Below are 15,295 nucleotides of genomic sequence, written 5' to 3' on the forward strand. Positions count from 1 at the left end.
CGTCAGCTTTCGCTATGATCCTCAGGCGTGTGTTTTTTTGATCTGGATACCCAATGCTGACTGCCCTGCTATTCGACCTCGACGGAACCCTGACTGACACGGACACCCTGCACCTGCAGGCCTTTCGCCAACTGCTGCGGGAGCAGGACGGCCGTGAGCTGAGCCAGGCGCAATTCGATGCCCAGGTCAGCGGCCGGGCCAATGGTGAGTTGTTCGCCGAGCTGTTTGCCGGAGCCAGTGCCGAACAGTGCCAAGCGCTGGCCGACCGCAAGGAAGCGCTGTTCCGCGACCTATCGCCCAGCCTGGAGCCGATGCCGGGCCTGCTGCGCCTGCTGGAGCATGCCCGGGCACATGCGCTGGGCATGTGCGTGGTGACCAACGCACCGCGGCTCAATGCCGAACACATGTTGAACGCCATGGGCCTGAGCCAGCGCTTCGCGCATGTGCTGGTGGCCGAGGAACTGGCCCGGCCCAAGCCGGACCCGCTGCCCTACCTGACCGGGTTGCAGCAGCTGGGTGCCGAAGCTGGGCAGGCACTGGCCTTCGAGGATTCGCTACCGGGGGTGGTGGCGGCGTGTGGCGCGGGCATCTTTACCGTGGGTGTGGCTACCACGCAGACGCCAGAGCGGTTGCTGGCGGCGGGGGCGCGGTTGGTGGTTGCTGATTTCAATGACCCTGCGCTGTGGGCATTGATCGAGAGCATGGGGTGAGGTGCCTGGCTTGGGTTTTCTAGCGCCGATGAGATCGAGCGCCGCGCGGGCGGCGCTCGATCTCAACAACACCACAACTCTGAAGCCGTAACCCCCCAACCACCGCGCACCTCGGCCGCGCCGCCGCCGAGCTGGCGACCAGCGCAGGCCCTGGGGTCACAGGTCGTAGCGCAACGCTATGCCCAGCGTGCGCGGGGCCCCCACATCGAGGATGTCGCCACTGCGGTTGTTGGTGATGTACTCCTTGTCGAAGGCGTTCTTCACAAACCCGGACACTGCAATATTGCGGGTGATCTTGTACTCGCTGTTGAAGTTGACCAGCCAGTAGTTGTCGCTGCGGCGCTGGTCAGTGACCTGCCCGGCGTCATCGAACGCGTACTCCGAAGGTGAGGTGCTCTGGTAGATGACATCGGTATTGAGGGTGAGGCGCTCGTTCCAGCGGTAGGTCGCCCCCAGCGCCATCTTGTACTTGGGCGAATAGAGGAAGGCCTCGCCACTCATGTCACGGCCATCGCCGGTGACAAAGTCCTTGTACTTGCCGTCGGTAACCGAGGCGGCAGCATTGAGCGTGAGCTGTGCGCCGAGGTCTTTCTCGACAGACACTTCCAGGCCCTTGATATCGCTGCTGCCAGCGTTGAACACATGGAGAAACTCAGTGTTCGGGTCCAGCACGCTGACCTGTTGGTCCTTCCATTCGGTGTAGTACAGGTTGGCACGCGTGCGCAGCGTGTCGTCGTAGAACGTGCCGCGGTAGGACAACTCGTAGTTGGTGGTGTACTCCGGGTCATAGGCCTCATGCCCACCCCCGGCACGCATGTTCACGCCACCACCGCGATAGCCCTTCTGCACCATGAAGCCCAGGTATTGCCCATCGGCCAGCTGGTAATCGAGGCCAAGCTTGGGCAGCACGGCGTTAAACGACTTGCTGACCTTGCCGGGGCTGGAGAAGTCGTCCTGGTCGATGTCGGTGTCGTTGTTTTCGTGGTCGTAGCGCAGGCCGGTGATCAGCGTCCAGCGCGGTGCGAAGGTCCAGTTGATCTCGCCGAACAGCGCTTGGTTCTCAATGGTGGTATCGCCTTTGGCGGTGCCGAACAGGCGTTCGTTGAACAGCAGGCGGTCATGGAAGTCGTTGGTGTTGTGCCCGTAGTAGGCGCCGACGAAGCTCTTCACCGTGTCGCCGGTGTAGTTCAGGCGCAACTCCTGGCTGAACAGGTTGCCGTCCTGCTGGCGCAACACCACCTGGTTGGCATCAGCGGACTGGTCGAAGTCCAGGCGGGCGTCGTAGTCCGAACGGGTGTTGGCGGTAAGGCTGGTCAGCGACCAGTAGTCGTCCAGCCGGTAGTCGACCTTGGCGCTGACGGTGTCCTGCTGCAGCTTGTCGAAGGCCTTGGTGTTGGAGGTCATCTTGTAATAACGGACCTTGCCGCTTTCACGCATGACCGTGTTATCGCCTTTGCGGCTTTCACCGTGGGCATAGGTCAGCAGGATGTCGAGGTCGTCGCTTGGCAAGATCAGCAGTTTGCCGCGGGTATTGGCAGAGCGCCCGGGGTTGGCGTCGTCGTGCAAGCTGGTGTTGTCGATGTAGCCATCGCCTTCTTGATAGTCCACCGCGATTCGGCCAGCGATCTTGTTGTCGACCAGCGCACCGCCCCCGGCCACCGCCGCCCCGCGCTCGGCGTAGTTGCCCATGTTGGTCTGCGCCGCAAAACTCGGCTCGAAGGTTGGGTTGCGGGTTTGGATTACCACCGCGCCGGCCAGGGAATTGCGGCCTTGGGTGGTGGATTGCGGGCCGAGGAATACCTCGACCTGCTCGACGTCCCACAATTGCATGGGGCTCAAGGTCAAGGCGCGGTTCGGTTGTACCGCACCGTCAACGAACACCGACACCGCACCGTTGAGCGTAGCCGGGCCCTGGTCGTCGAAACCGGACACCGGTACCCCACGAATACCCCAGTTTTCATTGCCAGACTGGTTGTACACGCCCGGGGTGCGGGCAAACACATCGACCAGGTTGTGGTCTTCTTTTTCACGTAACTGCTTGTCGGTGACCACCACTACGCTGGACTGGGTTTGCTCCAGGGTGCGGTTGATCTTCTCCCCAGTCACGGTGATTTGTTCCAGCTCTACCGCACCCGCCGGTGCCGCGGCCCAGGCACTGTTGGCCAGGTACAGGGCCGAGCCCACCGCCAGTGCCAGTGTACTTTGCTTGACGTCCACGCCCCGCTCCTTCGACAGATTGCTGTTGTTATGTGCCGTATGCATGCGCACTTGGGCGCTGGCGGAGCGGAGTCTGAGGTAAAGGTAATGGGAAGTAAATACTATTGATAAACCATCTCATTCGCGAAGTGGGTACTGGCCTCAGCCGCCGGCAGGTCGTGCTTGGCTAACCGGTAAACGCGAGTGGCTTGGAACCCCATCGCACTTTACTGATACCTTCACCTCCTCCCCCAGCCAAGGAACGCCCTATGCCCCTTCGCCAAACGCCACCAGCCGGCTTTGTCCGCGTTCGGGGTGCCCGCGAGCACAACCTGAAGAACATCGACGTCGATATCCCCCGCGACGCCTTGGTGGTGTTCACCGGTGTGTCCGGCTCGGGCAAGTCCTCGCTGGCTTTCTCCACCGTGTACGCCGAAGCCCAACGCCGCTATTTCGAGTCGGTGGCGCCCTATGCCCGGCGCCTGATCGACCAGGTGGGCGTGCCGGACGTGGATACCATCGAGGGCTTGCCGCCGGCGGTGGCCCTGCAACAACAACGCGGTACGCCCAGTGCACGCTCCTCGGTGGGCAGCGTGACAACCCTGTCCAGCTCGATCCGCATGCTCTACTCCCGCGCCGGCCACTACCCGGCCGGCCAGGCCATGTTGTATGCCGAGGACTTTTCGCCGAACACGCCCCAGGGCGCCTGCCCAGAATGCCACGGCATGGGCCGGGTCTACGAGGTGACCGAAGCGACCATGGTCCCCGACCCATCGTTGACCATTCGCGAACGCGCGGTGGCGGCCTGGCCGATGGCCTGGCAGGGGCAAAACCTGCGCGACATCCTGGTAACTCTGGGCTATGACGTCGACATCCCCTGGCGCGACCTGCCCCAGGCGCAGCGTGACTGGATCCTGTTCACCGAAGATACCCCCACCGCTCCGGTGTACGCCGGCCTCACTCCGGCCCAGACCCGCACCGCACTCAAGCGCAAGCAGGAGCCCAGCTACCAGGGCACGTTCATGGGCGCCCGGCGTTATGTACTGCACACTTTCATGCACTCGCAGAGCGCACAAATGCGCAAGCGCGTGGCCCAGTTCATGCGCCCCAGCCCCTGCCCACTGTGCCAGGGCAAGCGCCTGAAGCGTGAGGCACTGGCGGTGACCTTCGCCGGCCTGGACATCGCCGAGCTGTCGCACCTGTCGCTGCAGGCGCTGGCAGAGGTGTTCCGCAAGGTGGCGGCAGCCGACTACTTGGCGCAACAGCAGGGCGACCTGACCCTGGAAAAGCGCCTGGCCGCGCAACGCATCGCCAACGAACTGCTCGAACGCATCGACACCCTGCTCGACCTCGGCCTGGGCTACCTGGCGCTGGAACGCAGCACGCCGACCTTGTCCTCTGGGGAGCTGCAACGCCTACGCCTGGCCACCCAGCTGAACTCGCAGCTGTTCGGTGTGATCTACGTGCTTGATGAGCCTTCGGCCGGCCTGCACCCGGCCGACAGCGAAGCGCTGTTCGAAGCGCTGCAACGCTTGAAGCAGGCGGGCAACTCGGTCTACGTGGTTGAGCACGACCTGGACACCATGCGGCGCGCCGACTGGCTGGTAGATGTGGGGCCTGCCGCCGGTGAGCATGGCGGCACTATCCTCTACAGCGGGCCGCCCGTCGGCCTGGCCCAGGTCGAACAATCGTGCACCCGGGCCTACCTGTTCGGTGCCCCAACCCAGGCCACGCGCGTACCCCGCCAGGCCCACGACTGGCTGAAGCTGCAAGGCATCACCCGGAATAACCTCGCTAACCTGAATACCGAATTCCCACTGGGCTGCTTCACCGCCGTCACCGGCATTTCCGGCTCGGGCAAGTCGAGCCTGGTCAGCCAAGCCCTGCTGGAGCTGGTTGGCGCGCACCTGGGCCACGCCGAGCCGCGCAACGAAGCCGAAGAGCAGAGCCTGGAAGACGCCCCCGAACAGGCCAGCGGCGGGCATGTAAGCGCAGGCCTTGGTAGCATCAAGCGCCTGGTCCAGGTTGACCAGAAGCCGATCGGCCGCACGCCGCGCTCCAACCTGGCCACCTACACCGGCCTGTTCGACCATGTGCGCAAACTGTTCGCTGCCACCGAACAAGCCAAGGCACAGGGCTTCGATGCCGGGCGCTTTTCCTTCAACGTGGCCAAGGGCCGTTGCGCCAACTGCGAGGGTGAAGGCTTTGTCAGCGTCGAATTACTGTTCATGCCCAGCGTCTATGCGCCCTGCCCAACCTGCCACGGCGCCCGTTACAACCCCGAGACCCTGGCAGTTAACTGGCAAGGCATGAACATCGCGCAAGTGCTGCAACTGACTGTCGACCAAGCCCTGCTGGTATTTGCCGAACAACCACCGGCGCGGCGCTGCCTGCAAGTACTGCACGACATCGGCCTGGGCTACCTGCGCCTGGGCCAGCCGGCCACCGAGTTGTCCGGCGGCGAAGCGCAACGGATCAAGCTGGCCACCGAACTGCAACGCTCGGCGCGTGGGGCAACACTGTATGTGCTGGACGAGCCTACCAACGGCCTGCACCCGCAGGATATCGACCGGCTGCTGGTGCAACTCAACCGCTTGGTCGATGGCGGGCACAGCGTGGTGGTGGTCGAGCACGACATGCGGGTAGTGGCGCAGAGTGACTGGGTGATCGACATCGGGCCAGGGGCCGGGGATGCCGGGGGCAAGGTGGTGGTGAGTGGTACGCCGCAGGTGGTGGCAGGGTGCGGGGCAAGCCGGACAGCGGCGTTTCTGGCCAAGGCCTTGTAGCGCCTGTACCGGTCTGTTCGCGGGCAAGCCCGCTCCTACAGGTACTGCACAGTTTCCGAAACCTGTGGTGAACGTGTAGGAGCGGGTTTGCCCGCGAATAGGCCGGTACAGGTTACATCCACCACGCCAGCACCACCGGCAACCAGGCGAATGACAGCACGGTCGAGCACATCACCAGGTTCGCCACCTGCTCCGGCTCGCGATTGGCCCGCACCGCCATCAGGTAATTGAACACCGCCACCGGCATTGCCGACTGCACCACCAGCACCGCGCGCTCGAGGTTTTCCATGCCCAATGCCGCGCCCACCACCCAGCCCACCGCTGCCCCCAGGCCAATGCGTAAACCGCCCAGCAACATACCGCGGCCCACATGGCGCAAGCGAATGCTGGCCAGCGACACGCCCAGGGTCAGCAACATCAACGGGATGGTCATGCCGCCCAGCAGGTCTGCGGTATTGGCTAGCCAGCGGGGTAGCTCGAAGTCGAGGAAAATGAGCGGCAGGGCACCGGCCAGGCTGATCACGATGGGGTTACGCAGCAGGGCCTTGAACGAAGCGGCGGTGCCGGAGATGGCCATGCCGAGGGTGAACTGCACGATCGACAGGGTCAGGAAAAATGCTACGGCCAGGGCCAGGCCCTGTTCGCCAAAGGCATACAGGCTGATCGGCAGGCCCATGTTGCCAGTGTTGGGGAACATGAACGCCGGCAGCAGCACCCGCCAGTGCAGGCCCGAAGCGCGGCACACCAGCCAGCCGCTCAAGGCCATGCCGAGGGTGCACAGCAGGCAGGCCATGGCCATGCTGGTGAACGCATCCGGGTGCAGTTCGGTGCGGCTGAGGGTGGACAGCACCAGCGATGGCGTGCCAACGGTCATCACTACCCGGGCGATGAATTCGGTGGGGTAATCCAGGCCCCTGCGGGCCCAGGCGTAGCCGATGCCGGCGACGATGAAAACCGGGGACAGGACGGCGAACAGTGACGCGAACATGGGAGCCTTCCTTGGGGATGTCAGGCCGCGATTATGCCCTAATCCTTCAAGCTTCCGGCGCTGCTTTGCCGCCCCGGCATGTTTGCCACAGACACCTTCGTGGCGCCGCCAGCCTGCGGCGTCTCGTCGCATGCCCGGCCCCCTTGGGCAAACCCCGTCAAGCCCGTAGAATCGCGCGTCCTTTTTGCGTGTCGACTTGTCGGGCCGAGCCGGTGTGCGCGTCCGAGAAGGCGCTGATCCCGCTCATCCAACCAGAGGTACCTATGTCTCCGCGTTTGCTGGCCATGGCGCTGGCGCCCCTGCTCGGGCTGTTCATCATTGCCCTGGGCAACGGCTTCATGTCTTCCCTTACCACCTTGCGCCTGGGCGCTGCCGGCGAGTCAGCCACCACCATCGGTGTCGTCTCCTCCACCTACTTCCTCGGCCTGACCCTGGGTGCCATCTTCAATGATCGGCTGATCCTGCGCATCGGCCATATCCGCGCCTACACCAGTTTCGCCTCGCTGATCGCGGTAACCATCCTGCTGCAAGGCTTGTTCTACGACGTTACCTGGTGGTCGGTGCTGCGCCTGATCAACGGCTGGGCAGCGGTGGGCGTGTTCCTGGTGATCGAGAGCTGGTTGCTGCTGGCCGGTGACGCCAAGATTCGCGGCCGCTTGCTGGCGCTGTACATGATCGCCTTCTACGGCGCCGGGGTGATTGCCCAGGCCGGCCTTGGCGAAATCACTCAGTTGGGCGACACCGCCCCCTTCATGCTGGCTGGTGTGCTGGCCGCCCTGTCGGTGTTGCCGATCGTGATTCTGCCACGGGTGTCGCCGCTGCTGGACCAGGTCGAACCGCTCAAGCCGCGCCAGTTGCTGGGCGTGGCACCGTCGGGCCTGGTCGGCTGCTTCGGCTCGGGTGTGGCCATTGCCGGCATCTATGCCCTGCTGCCGCTGTACCTGCAGCGCATTGGCCTGGACGTGGGCGAGGTCGGCAACATGATGGCGTGGGTGATCCTGGGTGCCATGCTGCTGCAATACCCCGTCGGGCGCTGGTCCGACCGCAAGGACCGCCAGGATGTACTGATTGCCCTGGCCGCGCTGTGCGTGGTGCTGTCGCTGGTCACGGCTTTCCTGCCATCGGACTCGTTCTTGCTGCCGGCCATGTTGTTCCTGCTGGGCGGTGGCGTGTTCACCCTGTACCCGGTGGCGGTCAGCCACGCGGCCGACCGGGCCCCCTCCGATGCGCTGGTGCCGATGATTCAGGGCTTGCTGCTGATCAACTCGCTGGGCTCGGCCATGGCACCGGTGGCCATTTCGCCGATGATGACCGAGTTTGGCGAGGCCGGTTTGTTTTGGGCGTTTGCCGTGGTCAACTTGGCCATGGTGTGCTTCTTCCTGTGGCGCCGTGGCAAGCGCCCGGCGGCGGAGCACCCGGCGCCGTTCACCGCTTCGACCACGTTCTCGCCGACCGGTGCCGAGCTGCGGGTGACTGAAGACCTGATGCATGCGGCGCAGGAGCACCCACCGCTGGAGCCTACCGAGCCTGTGCAGGCTAGCCGTAACGAAACGTACTAAGCCAAGGGGCCGCTGCGCGGCCCCGCCGCCGTTACCACTCGTCGCCCAGGCGGCACCCCACAGCCCGCCCCCAGCCCAACGAATGACAGATCATCCGCAAAGGAGACGTTCCATGATCCGCATTCGCCCGCTCTCACTGTGCCTGGTGCTCGCCCTGGCCACCCTCACTGGCACCAGCTTCGCCGCCACTTACACCACCCCTGACACCAACACCGACAGCCGCCCGCAAACCGACCAGTCTGGCGGCAAGACCGCTGGTGAAGGCAGCAGCGTCAACAGCCCCGGCAGCAGTAAAGGCAACGACAGCAGCGACACTGGCAGTAACAGCGACGCCGCAGACGGCGCCGCCGGAGGCTCCAACAGCACCGGCGAAGCCACCGGCTCCGGCGCCGGCCATAGCGGTGGCACTGCCGAGGACCAGGACAGCCATTGAGGCCGGGCTGGGCTACACTGCGCCCATCGCCCTGCCAAGGATTCATCATGAATCTCAAGCCCTGGCTGCTCACCATGCTGCTGCCGTGCAGCGCTTTGGCCGTCGCTGCCGGCCAAGGCGCGCTGTCGATCAGTTCCTCGTCGTTCACCGATGGCGGGGTAATCGCCTTGCAACAGGTAGGCCCAGACCCAGCCTGCGGCGCCGGTGAGCAGCGCACCCCGCAATTGAGCTGGGACAACCTCCCTGCCGGCACACAGTCGCTGGCCTTGGTAATGTTCGACCCGGACGGTGGTAAGGGCATCGGCGTGGTCCACTGGGTCGCCTACAACATCGACCCAGCCCAGGATGGGCTGAAGGAAGGCAGCGCCGGATTGACCGGGCCAGGTGTGACGGTGGGGCGCAACTCGCGCGGCACGCTCAGTTACCGGGGCCCCTGCCCGCCGGCCGGCGACAACCCGCACCACTATGCACTGACCCTGATCGCCACCGACCTGCCCTTGGGCACTCTGCCCGAAGGCTTGGACCGCAGTGGCTTGCTGCAACTGCTGCAAGGCCACGCGCTGGGCGCACAGAGCCTGGTCGGGCGCTACGGCCACTGAACCAATTAGTACAAAACAAATGATCGCCCCCCTAGCATTTATCCATTGAATGGCCCGGTTGAACTGAAGTAAGCTCGGGCTCATTCACTGGAGAGCAACATGCCAAAACACACCCGCAACCACGCCAACCACACCGGTCGCACACTGCGCCCTGTGCTGGCCGTTGTCGGCTGCGTGGCACCTGCCAGCTATTACTTTGGGTATTGGTTTAGCCACTAGGCGCCGATACCCACACGGCGCCCACCTTCGAGGGGCCGCCGAACATGAGAATACTCAAACCCCCGGTCGGCTCCCCGACCGGGGGTTTTGCTTTTCAGGCCTTTGAACAACCCGATTCACATTGAGGACAGCCCCATGAACTACGCCACTTATTACTACGCAAACACCTATGCCTGGCGATTTAGCCAATCCCGTTCGGGCCAGCCTGCCGCCTCCGTACGGTCCTCCACAGGTGGCAATGCAGCAGCCAATAGCAATTCAACGATCTGTCGAACACTTCGATAGGGCCGACCACGCGGGCCAGAACCCGCCGTCCGCCCAGGGAAAAACGCCATGCATGCTTCCAACCTCGCCCTGCCCCTGACCCAGCCGCAAGCGGCCAACGCCACCGTCAGCCAGCGCCTGCCCAGCCCGCACCTGCTCAAGCAGCAAATGCCGCTGCCCAGCGACCTTACCCAGCAAGTCCATGCCCACCGCCAAGCCATTCGTGACATCCTGGAAGGCCGCGACCCGCGCCTGCTGGTGATCGTTGGCCCGTGCTCGATCCACGACCCGCGCTCGGCCCTGGAATACGCCGACCGCCTGGCCGCCCTCAGCCGCGAAGTCGACGACAAGCTGCTACTGGTGATGCGCGCCTACGTCGAAAAACCACGCACCACAGTCGGCTGGAAAGGCCTTGCCTACGACCCGCACCTCAATGGCAGTGACGACATGCACGCCGGTATCGCCCTGTCCCGCGGGCTGATGCTGAACATGATCGAGCGCGGCCTGCCGGTTGCCACCGAGCTGCTGCAACCCATGGCTGCCGGCTACTTCGATGACCTGCTGGCCTGGGCCGCGATTGGCGCCCGCACCACCGAATCGCAGGTCCATCGCGAAATGGTCAGTGGCCTGGCATTGCCGGTGGGCTTCAAGAACGGCACCGACGGCGGTATCGCCATCGCCAGCGACGCCATGCGCAGCGCCGCCCACCCGCACCGCCACTTCGGCATGGATGTGCAGGGCTACCCGGCAATCATCGAGACCCTGGGCAACCCAGACACGCACCTGGTACTGCGCGGTGGCCACAACGGCCCGAACTACGATGCCAACAGCATTGCCATGGCCCGTCAGGCACTGGCCAAAGTTGGGCTGCAGGCGCGCATCATGGTCGATTGCAGCCATGCCAACAGCGGCAAGGACCCGGCGCGCCAACCGGCGGTATTCAACGATGTGCTGGCGCAGCGCCTGGCCGGCGACCGCTCGATCGTTGGCGTGATGATCGAAGGGCACCTGTTCGATGGCTGCCAAGCGCTGGGCAAGGGCGCGCTGAAATACGGCGTGTCGATCACCGACGGCTGCCTGGGCTGGGCGTCGACCGAAACCCTGTTGCGCGAGGCGGCACAAAAACTGTAGGCAGCGGGTTGTAAGCCTTGCGAGACATTTCCTAAACAAGTGCGCTAGGCTTGCTTTTTTTACCCCCAAGGAGCAGTACCCATGGCCCGTGCAACCGCCCGCCACATCCTGGTCAGCAGCGAAGATAAATGCAACGAACTGAAAGCCCAGATCGAAGCAGGCGCCGACTTTGCTGAAATCGCCAAAGCCAACTCCACTTGCCCGTCCAGCCGCCAGGGCGGTGACTTGGGCTCGTTCGGCCCGGGCCAGATGGTCAGGGAGTTCGACACCGTGGTGTTCAGCGCCCCGCTCAACACCGTACAAGGCCCGGTGAAAACCCAGTTCGGCTACCACCTGCTGGAAGTGACCAGCCGCCAGGACTAAGCCCTCGCAGCCGTGAAGGCCCCTGTAGGAGCGGGTTTACCCGCGAATGCGTCAGCTCAGGCAACAAGGTTGCTTGCTCGGACGCATTCGCGGGTAAACCCGCTCCTACAGGGGTTGCGTTGTCTGATGCTGCTTTGTCTTGCCTTCGAAGCTCACGCCGCCCCCAGCCACGCCCTCACCGTCTACGGCGAAGCCCCGCGCTACCACGCCAGCTTCCAGCATTTCGACTACGTCAACCCCGACGCCCCCAAAGGCGGCATCCTGCGCCGCTCGGCCATCGAGATCGGCCAGTTCGACCATATCCTGCCGTACATCGACAAAGGCATCGGCGTCGGCGAGGTCGATGGCCTGCTTTACGCGCCGCTGGCCGTTCGCTCGTTCGACGAGCCCTATACCGTCTATGGCCTGATCGCCCGGCGCATGGAGCGCGGCCCGGATGATGCCTGGCTACGTTTCGAGATCGACCCGCGTGCCACCTTCGCTGATGGCAAGCCGGTACGCGCCGAGGACGTACGCTTTACCTTCGAGCTGCTGATGAGCAAGGGCAGCCTCAAGTACCGTACCCAGTTCGCCGACGTGACCGCTGTTACCGTGGAAAGCCCGCAGCGCGTGCGGTTCGACTTCAAACCCGACCACGGTCGCACCCTGGCGCTGGACCTCGCCAGCCTGCCGGTGCTACCCGAGCACGACTGGCAGCAGCGCGATTTCGCCAATGGCGCCGGCTTCGATAGACCGGTCGGCAGCGGGCCATACCGTATCGGGCGCATCGACAATGGCCGCAGCATCACCTTCGAGCGCGACCCAACTTGGTGGGCGCTAAACCTGCCGGTCAGCCGTGGCCGCTACAATTTCGACACGCTGCGCATCGAGTACTTCGGCGACACCGAAGTGGCGCGCCAGGTGCTCAAAGGTGGTGGCTACGACTACAACCGCGAGTTCTCCGCCACCGCCTACACGCTGGGCTACAACGGCGCGCAACTGGACGACGGCCGCCTGCAGCGTGCCCACCTGGGCCCAGCCAAGCCGCAGGTCGCCCAGGGCTTCGTGTTCAACCTCGACCAGCCACCGTTCAAGGACCGCCGTGTGCGCCAGGCGCTAGGCTTGTTGTGGGACTTCGAGTGGAGCAACCGGCAGATGATGCGCAATATGTACATCCGCCAGCAGAGCGTGTTCTCCAATACCCCACTGGCCGCCCGCCAACTGCCGGATGCCGGCGAGTTGAAGCTGCTGGAACCGCTGCGCGGCAAGGTGCCGGAGGAAGTCTTCACCCGCGTGTTCAGCGCGCCGGTCACGGATGGAACGGGGATCATCCGCAAGCAGCAGTTGCAGGCATTGGCGTTGCTCGAACAAGCCGGTTGGCACCCCGAAGGCGACCGTTTGGTGGACAGCCAAGGCACGCCGCTGGCGTTCACCTTCCTCAACGGCCAGGCGGGCATGGAGCGCTTGCTGCTGCCATGGAAGCGCAACCTGGCCCAAATCGGCGTAACCCTGAACATCCGCAACGTCGACTCGGCCCAATACGTCAACCGCCTGATGGCCCGCGACTACGACATGATCGTCACCGGCTACCCGGTCACCCTGTCGCCGGGGGCCGAGCTGTACAACTATTTCGGTTCGGCAGCCGCCCACGACCCCGGCTCGAGCAACCTGATGGTGCTGCAGGACCCGGCGGTGGACCGCTTGATCGATGGCCTGGTTCGCGCCGACACCCAGGCTGACATGCTGCACCACGCCCGCGCCCTGGACCGGGTGCTGCAATGGAACTACTACTGGATTCCCAACTATTACCCACCGGGCAGCTCCACCGCCTGGTGGAACCGCTTCGGCCTGCCCAAGGTCCAGGCGGCTTATGACGAGGGCCTGGACACCTGGTGGGAAGTCAGCCCCACAGCGCTGACCAATGCGCAAATGGCCGAACGCCTGAAGGCCTCGCCATGACCGCCTATATCCTGCGCCGCCTGCTGCTGATCATCCCGACCCTGCTGGCGATCCTGCTGGTCAACTTCGCCATCGTCCAGGCCGCACCGGGTGGCCCGGTGGAACAAGCCGTGGCGCGCTTGCAAGGTATTGGCGGCGGCGCCCCCGGTGCCCGGGCTGAAGTGGTGCACGGTGAATCCCGCGCCACGCGTGGCCTGGACCCAAAACTGATCGCGGAGATCAAGCGCCAGTACGGCTTCGACAAATCCGCCCCCGAGCGGCTGTGGCTGATGCTGGGCCAGTACGCCCGGCTGGACTTCGGCAGCAGCTTCTTTCGCGGCGCCAAGGTCACCGACCTGATCCTCGACAAGTTACCGGTTACCCTGTCGCTGGGCTTCTGGGCCACACTGATCACCTACCTGGTGTCGATCCCGCTGGGCATCCGCAAGGCGGTGCGCCACGGCAGCCGCTTCGATGCCTGGAGCAGCGCGCTGATCGTGATCGGTTACGCTTTGCCCTCGTTCCTGTTCGCCCTGCTGCTGATCGTGCTGTTCGCCGGTGGTACCTCGCTTAACTGGTTCCCGGTACGCGGCCTGGTTTCGGATGACTTCGACCAGCTCAGCCTGCTGGGCAAGGTCGCCGACTACTTCTGGCACCTGGTGCTGCCGGTCGGCGCGCTGGTGATCGGCGGCTTCGCCACCCTCACCTTGCTGACCAAAAACGCCTTCCTTGACGAGATTTCTCGGCAATACGTGGTCACCGCCCGGGCCAAGGGCCTTAGCGAGCGCCGTGTGCTGTATGGCCATGTGCTGCGCAATGCCATGCTACTGGTGGTGGCCGGGCTGCCGCAGGCGCTGATCACAGTGTTTTTCGCCGGCTCGTTGCTGATCGAGGTGATTTTCTCGCTCGATGGCCTGGGCCGCATGAGCTATGAAGCGGCCGTATCGCGGGACTACCCGGTGGTGTTCGGCACCCTGTTCATCTTCACCCTGGCGGGCTTGCTGATCCGCCTGATCGGTGACCTGTCATACACCTTGCTCGACCCGCGCATCGACTTTGCGACGAGGGCGCAGTGATGCTTTCGCCCATCGTCCGCCGTCGCCTGCATCGCTTTCGCCGCAACCGCCTCGGCTGGGTATCGCTGTGGCTGTTCGGCGGCCTTCTGTTGCTAAGCCTAGGTGCCGAGCTGGTGGCCAATGACAAACCGCTGCTGCTGGGCTACCAGGGCGAGCTGTACGTGCCGGCGCTCAAGCGCTACAGCGAGCAGCAGTTCGGCGGCCAGCTGCCATTTCAGCCTGACTACCGCAGCGCCTATGTGCGCCAACTGATCGAAGCCCAGGGCGGCTGGATGCTGTTTGCGCCCATCCCGTTCAGTGCCGACACACCCAACTACGACTTGCAAGTGCCCACCCCCAGCCCGCCAAGCGCGAGCAACTGGCTGGGCACCGACGACCAGGGCCGTGACGTACTGGCCCGGGTACTGTATGGCACGCGTGTCTCGTTGCTGTTCGCTTTTGCCCTGACCGTGGTCAGCGTGCTGATTGGGGTGGCGGCCGGCGCCCTGCAGGGCTACCACGGCGGCTGGGTCGACTTGCTCGGCCAGCGCTTGCTGGAGGTGTGGTCGGGGTTGCCGGTGCTGTACCTGCTGATCATCCTCAGCGGCTTCGTCGAGCCGGACTTCTGGTGGCTACTGGGAATCATGGCGCTGTTCTCCTGGCTGACCCTGGTCGACGTGGTGCGCGCCGAGTTCCTCCGGGGGCGCAACCTGGAGTACGTGAAAGCCGCGCGAGCCCTGGGGTTGTCAGACACCCAGGTGATGCTGCGGCACATCTTGCCCAATGCCATGAATGCCACGCTGACCTTGGTGCCGTTCATGCTGACAGGGGCGATCACTACCCTGACGGCGCTGGATTTTCTTGGTTTTGGCATGCCGGCTGGCAGTGCCTCGCTGGGTGAATTGGTGACCCAGGGCAAGCAGCACCTGGAGGCGCCGTGGCTAGGCTTTACCGCGTTCTTTGCGTTGGCGGTGATCTTGTCGCTGCTGGTGTTTATCGGCGATGCCTTGCGTGAGGCGTTCGACCCCAGGGGATAGGTTTTCAGGCCCGGCCTTTTCGCGGGCTTGCCCGCGAA

At 64.3% G+C, this 15,295-nt stretch carries 12 protein-coding genes; 10 read left to right on the forward strand and 2 right to left on the reverse strand.

Annotation, left to right across the window (positions count from 1 at the left end; translation table 11 throughout):
* Positions 1 to 53 precede the first annotated feature (53 nt).
* Positions 54 to 710: an HAD family phosphatase gene (locus tag DV532_RS12820; RefSeq protein ID WP_056804147.1), complete on the forward strand. Its 657-nt coding sequence runs from the start codon at positions 54 to 56 to the stop codon at positions 708 to 710.
* Between the two features lie 156 nt (positions 711 to 866).
* Here the strand turns inward: DV532_RS12820 and DV532_RS12825 are convergent, their stop codons facing one another.
* Positions 867 to 2,927 (reverse strand): TonB-dependent receptor, encoded by a 2,061-nt coding sequence (locus DV532_RS12825; protein WP_056804144.1) that lies wholly within the window; start codon positions 2,925 to 2,927, stop codon positions 867 to 869.
* 248 nt (positions 2,928 to 3,175) lie between these two features.
* Between DV532_RS12825 and DV532_RS12830 the strand changes: the two genes are divergently transcribed.
* Positions 3,176 to 5,692, forward strand: coding sequence for an excinuclease ABC subunit UvrA (locus tag DV532_RS12830; protein ID WP_056804141.1), 2,517 nt, complete (start codon positions 3,176 to 3,178; stop codon positions 5,690 to 5,692).
* A gap of 112 nt (positions 5,693 to 5,804) precedes the next feature.
* Here DV532_RS12830 and DV532_RS12840 read toward each other — a convergent pair whose 3' ends face one another.
* Positions 5,805 to 6,680, reverse strand: coding sequence for an AEC family transporter (locus tag DV532_RS12840; RefSeq protein WP_056804138.1), 876 nt, complete (start codon positions 6,678 to 6,680; stop codon positions 5,805 to 5,807).
* Between the two features lie 263 nt (positions 6,681 to 6,943).
* Here DV532_RS12840 and DV532_RS12845 point away from each other — a divergent pair, with 263 nt between their 5' ends.
* The 8 genes from DV532_RS12845 to DV532_RS12880 all read left to right on the forward strand — a co-directional run bounded on the left by DV532_RS12845 (position 6,944) and on the right by DV532_RS12880 (position 15,257).
* Positions 6,944 to 8,239: an MFS transporter gene (locus DV532_RS12845; protein WP_056804135.1), complete on the forward strand. Its 1,296-nt coding sequence runs from the start codon at positions 6,944 to 6,946 to the stop codon at positions 8,237 to 8,239.
* 112 nt (positions 8,240 to 8,351) lie between these two features.
* Positions 8,352 to 8,672 carry a hypothetical protein gene (locus DV532_RS12850; RefSeq protein WP_056804132.1) on the forward strand — a complete coding sequence of 107 codons (321 nt, stop codon included), beginning with the start codon at positions 8,352 to 8,354 and terminating at the stop codon, positions 8,670 to 8,672.
* A 47-nt stretch (positions 8,673 to 8,719) separates the two neighbouring features.
* Positions 8,720 to 9,271: a YbhB/YbcL family Raf kinase inhibitor-like protein gene (locus DV532_RS12855; protein ID WP_056804129.1), complete on the forward strand. Its 552-nt coding sequence runs from the start codon at positions 8,720 to 8,722 to the stop codon at positions 9,269 to 9,271.
* Positions 9,272 to 9,823: 552 nt separating this feature from the next.
* Positions 9,824 to 10,885, forward strand: coding sequence for a 3-deoxy-7-phosphoheptulonate synthase (locus DV532_RS12860; protein WP_056804126.1), 1,062 nt, complete (start codon positions 9,824 to 9,826; stop codon positions 10,883 to 10,885).
* Between the two features lie 81 nt (positions 10,886 to 10,966).
* A complete protein-coding gene (locus DV532_RS12865; protein WP_056804125.1) occupies positions 10,967 to 11,248 on the forward strand; it encodes a peptidylprolyl isomerase in 282 nt (93 codons plus the stop codon).
* A gap of 126 nt (positions 11,249 to 11,374) precedes the next feature.
* A complete protein-coding gene (locus DV532_RS12870) occupies positions 11,375 to 13,186 on the forward strand; it encodes an extracellular solute-binding protein (RefSeq protein ID WP_236707546.1) in 1,812 nt (603 codons plus the stop codon).
* Positions 13,183 to 14,241, forward strand: a complete 1,059-nt coding sequence (locus DV532_RS12875) for a microcin C ABC transporter permease YejB (RefSeq protein WP_056804119.1) — start codon at positions 13,183 to 13,185, stop codon at positions 14,239 to 14,241. The genes DV532_RS12870 and DV532_RS12875 overlap by 4 nt, the downstream gene beginning before the upstream one ends.
* Positions 14,241 to 15,257 carry an ABC transporter permease gene (locus DV532_RS12880; protein ID WP_056804116.1) on the forward strand — a complete coding sequence of 339 codons (1,017 nt, stop codon included), beginning with the start codon at positions 14,241 to 14,243 and terminating at the stop codon, positions 15,255 to 15,257. The genes DV532_RS12875 and DV532_RS12880 overlap by 1 nt, the downstream gene beginning before the upstream one ends.
* The last annotated feature ends 38 nt before the right edge of the window (positions 15,258 to 15,295 follow it).

The organism is Pseudomonas sp. Leaf58 (assembly GCF_003627215.1).
In the GTDB taxonomy this organism is placed as follows: Bacteria; Pseudomonadota; Gammaproteobacteria; order Pseudomonadales; family Pseudomonadaceae; genus Aquipseudomonas.

What these genes read in the sequence shown, in the direction of transcription:
- DV532_RS12820 (WP_056804147.1), top strand. Translation starts at nt 54, where the DNA reads ATGCTGACTGCCCTGCTATTCGACCTCGACGGAACCCTGACTGACACG.
- DV532_RS12830 (WP_056804141.1), top strand. Translation starts at nt 3,176, where the DNA reads ATGCCCCTTCGCCAAACGCCACCAGCCGGCTTTGTCCGCGTTCGGGGT.
- DV532_RS12840 (WP_056804138.1), bottom strand. Translation starts at nt 6,680, where the DNA reads ATGTTCGCGTCACTGTTCGCCGTCCTGTCCCCGGTTTTCATCGTCGCC.
- DV532_RS12845 (WP_056804135.1), top strand. Translation starts at nt 6,944, where the DNA reads ATGTCTCCGCGTTTGCTGGCCATGGCGCTGGCGCCCCTGCTCGGGCTG.
- DV532_RS12850 (WP_056804132.1), top strand. Translation starts at nt 8,352, where the DNA reads ATGATCCGCATTCGCCCGCTCTCACTGTGCCTGGTGCTCGCCCTGGCC.
- DV532_RS12855 (WP_056804129.1), top strand. Translation starts at nt 8,720, where the DNA reads ATGAATCTCAAGCCCTGGCTGCTCACCATGCTGCTGCCGTGCAGCGCT.
- DV532_RS12860 (WP_056804126.1), top strand. Translation starts at nt 9,824, where the DNA reads ATGCATGCTTCCAACCTCGCCCTGCCCCTGACCCAGCCGCAAGCGGCC.
- DV532_RS12865 (WP_056804125.1), top strand. Translation starts at nt 10,967, where the DNA reads ATGGCCCGTGCAACCGCCCGCCACATCCTGGTCAGCAGCGAAGATAAA.
- DV532_RS12870 (WP_236707546.1), top strand. Translation starts at nt 11,375, where the DNA reads ATGCTGCTTTGTCTTGCCTTCGAAGCTCACGCCGCCCCCAGCCACGCC.
- DV532_RS12875 (WP_056804119.1), top strand. Translation starts at nt 13,183, where the DNA reads ATGACCGCCTATATCCTGCGCCGCCTGCTGCTGATCATCCCGACCCTG.
- DV532_RS12880 (WP_056804116.1), top strand. Translation starts at nt 14,241, where the DNA reads ATGCTTTCGCCCATCGTCCGCCGTCGCCTGCATCGCTTTCGCCGCAAC.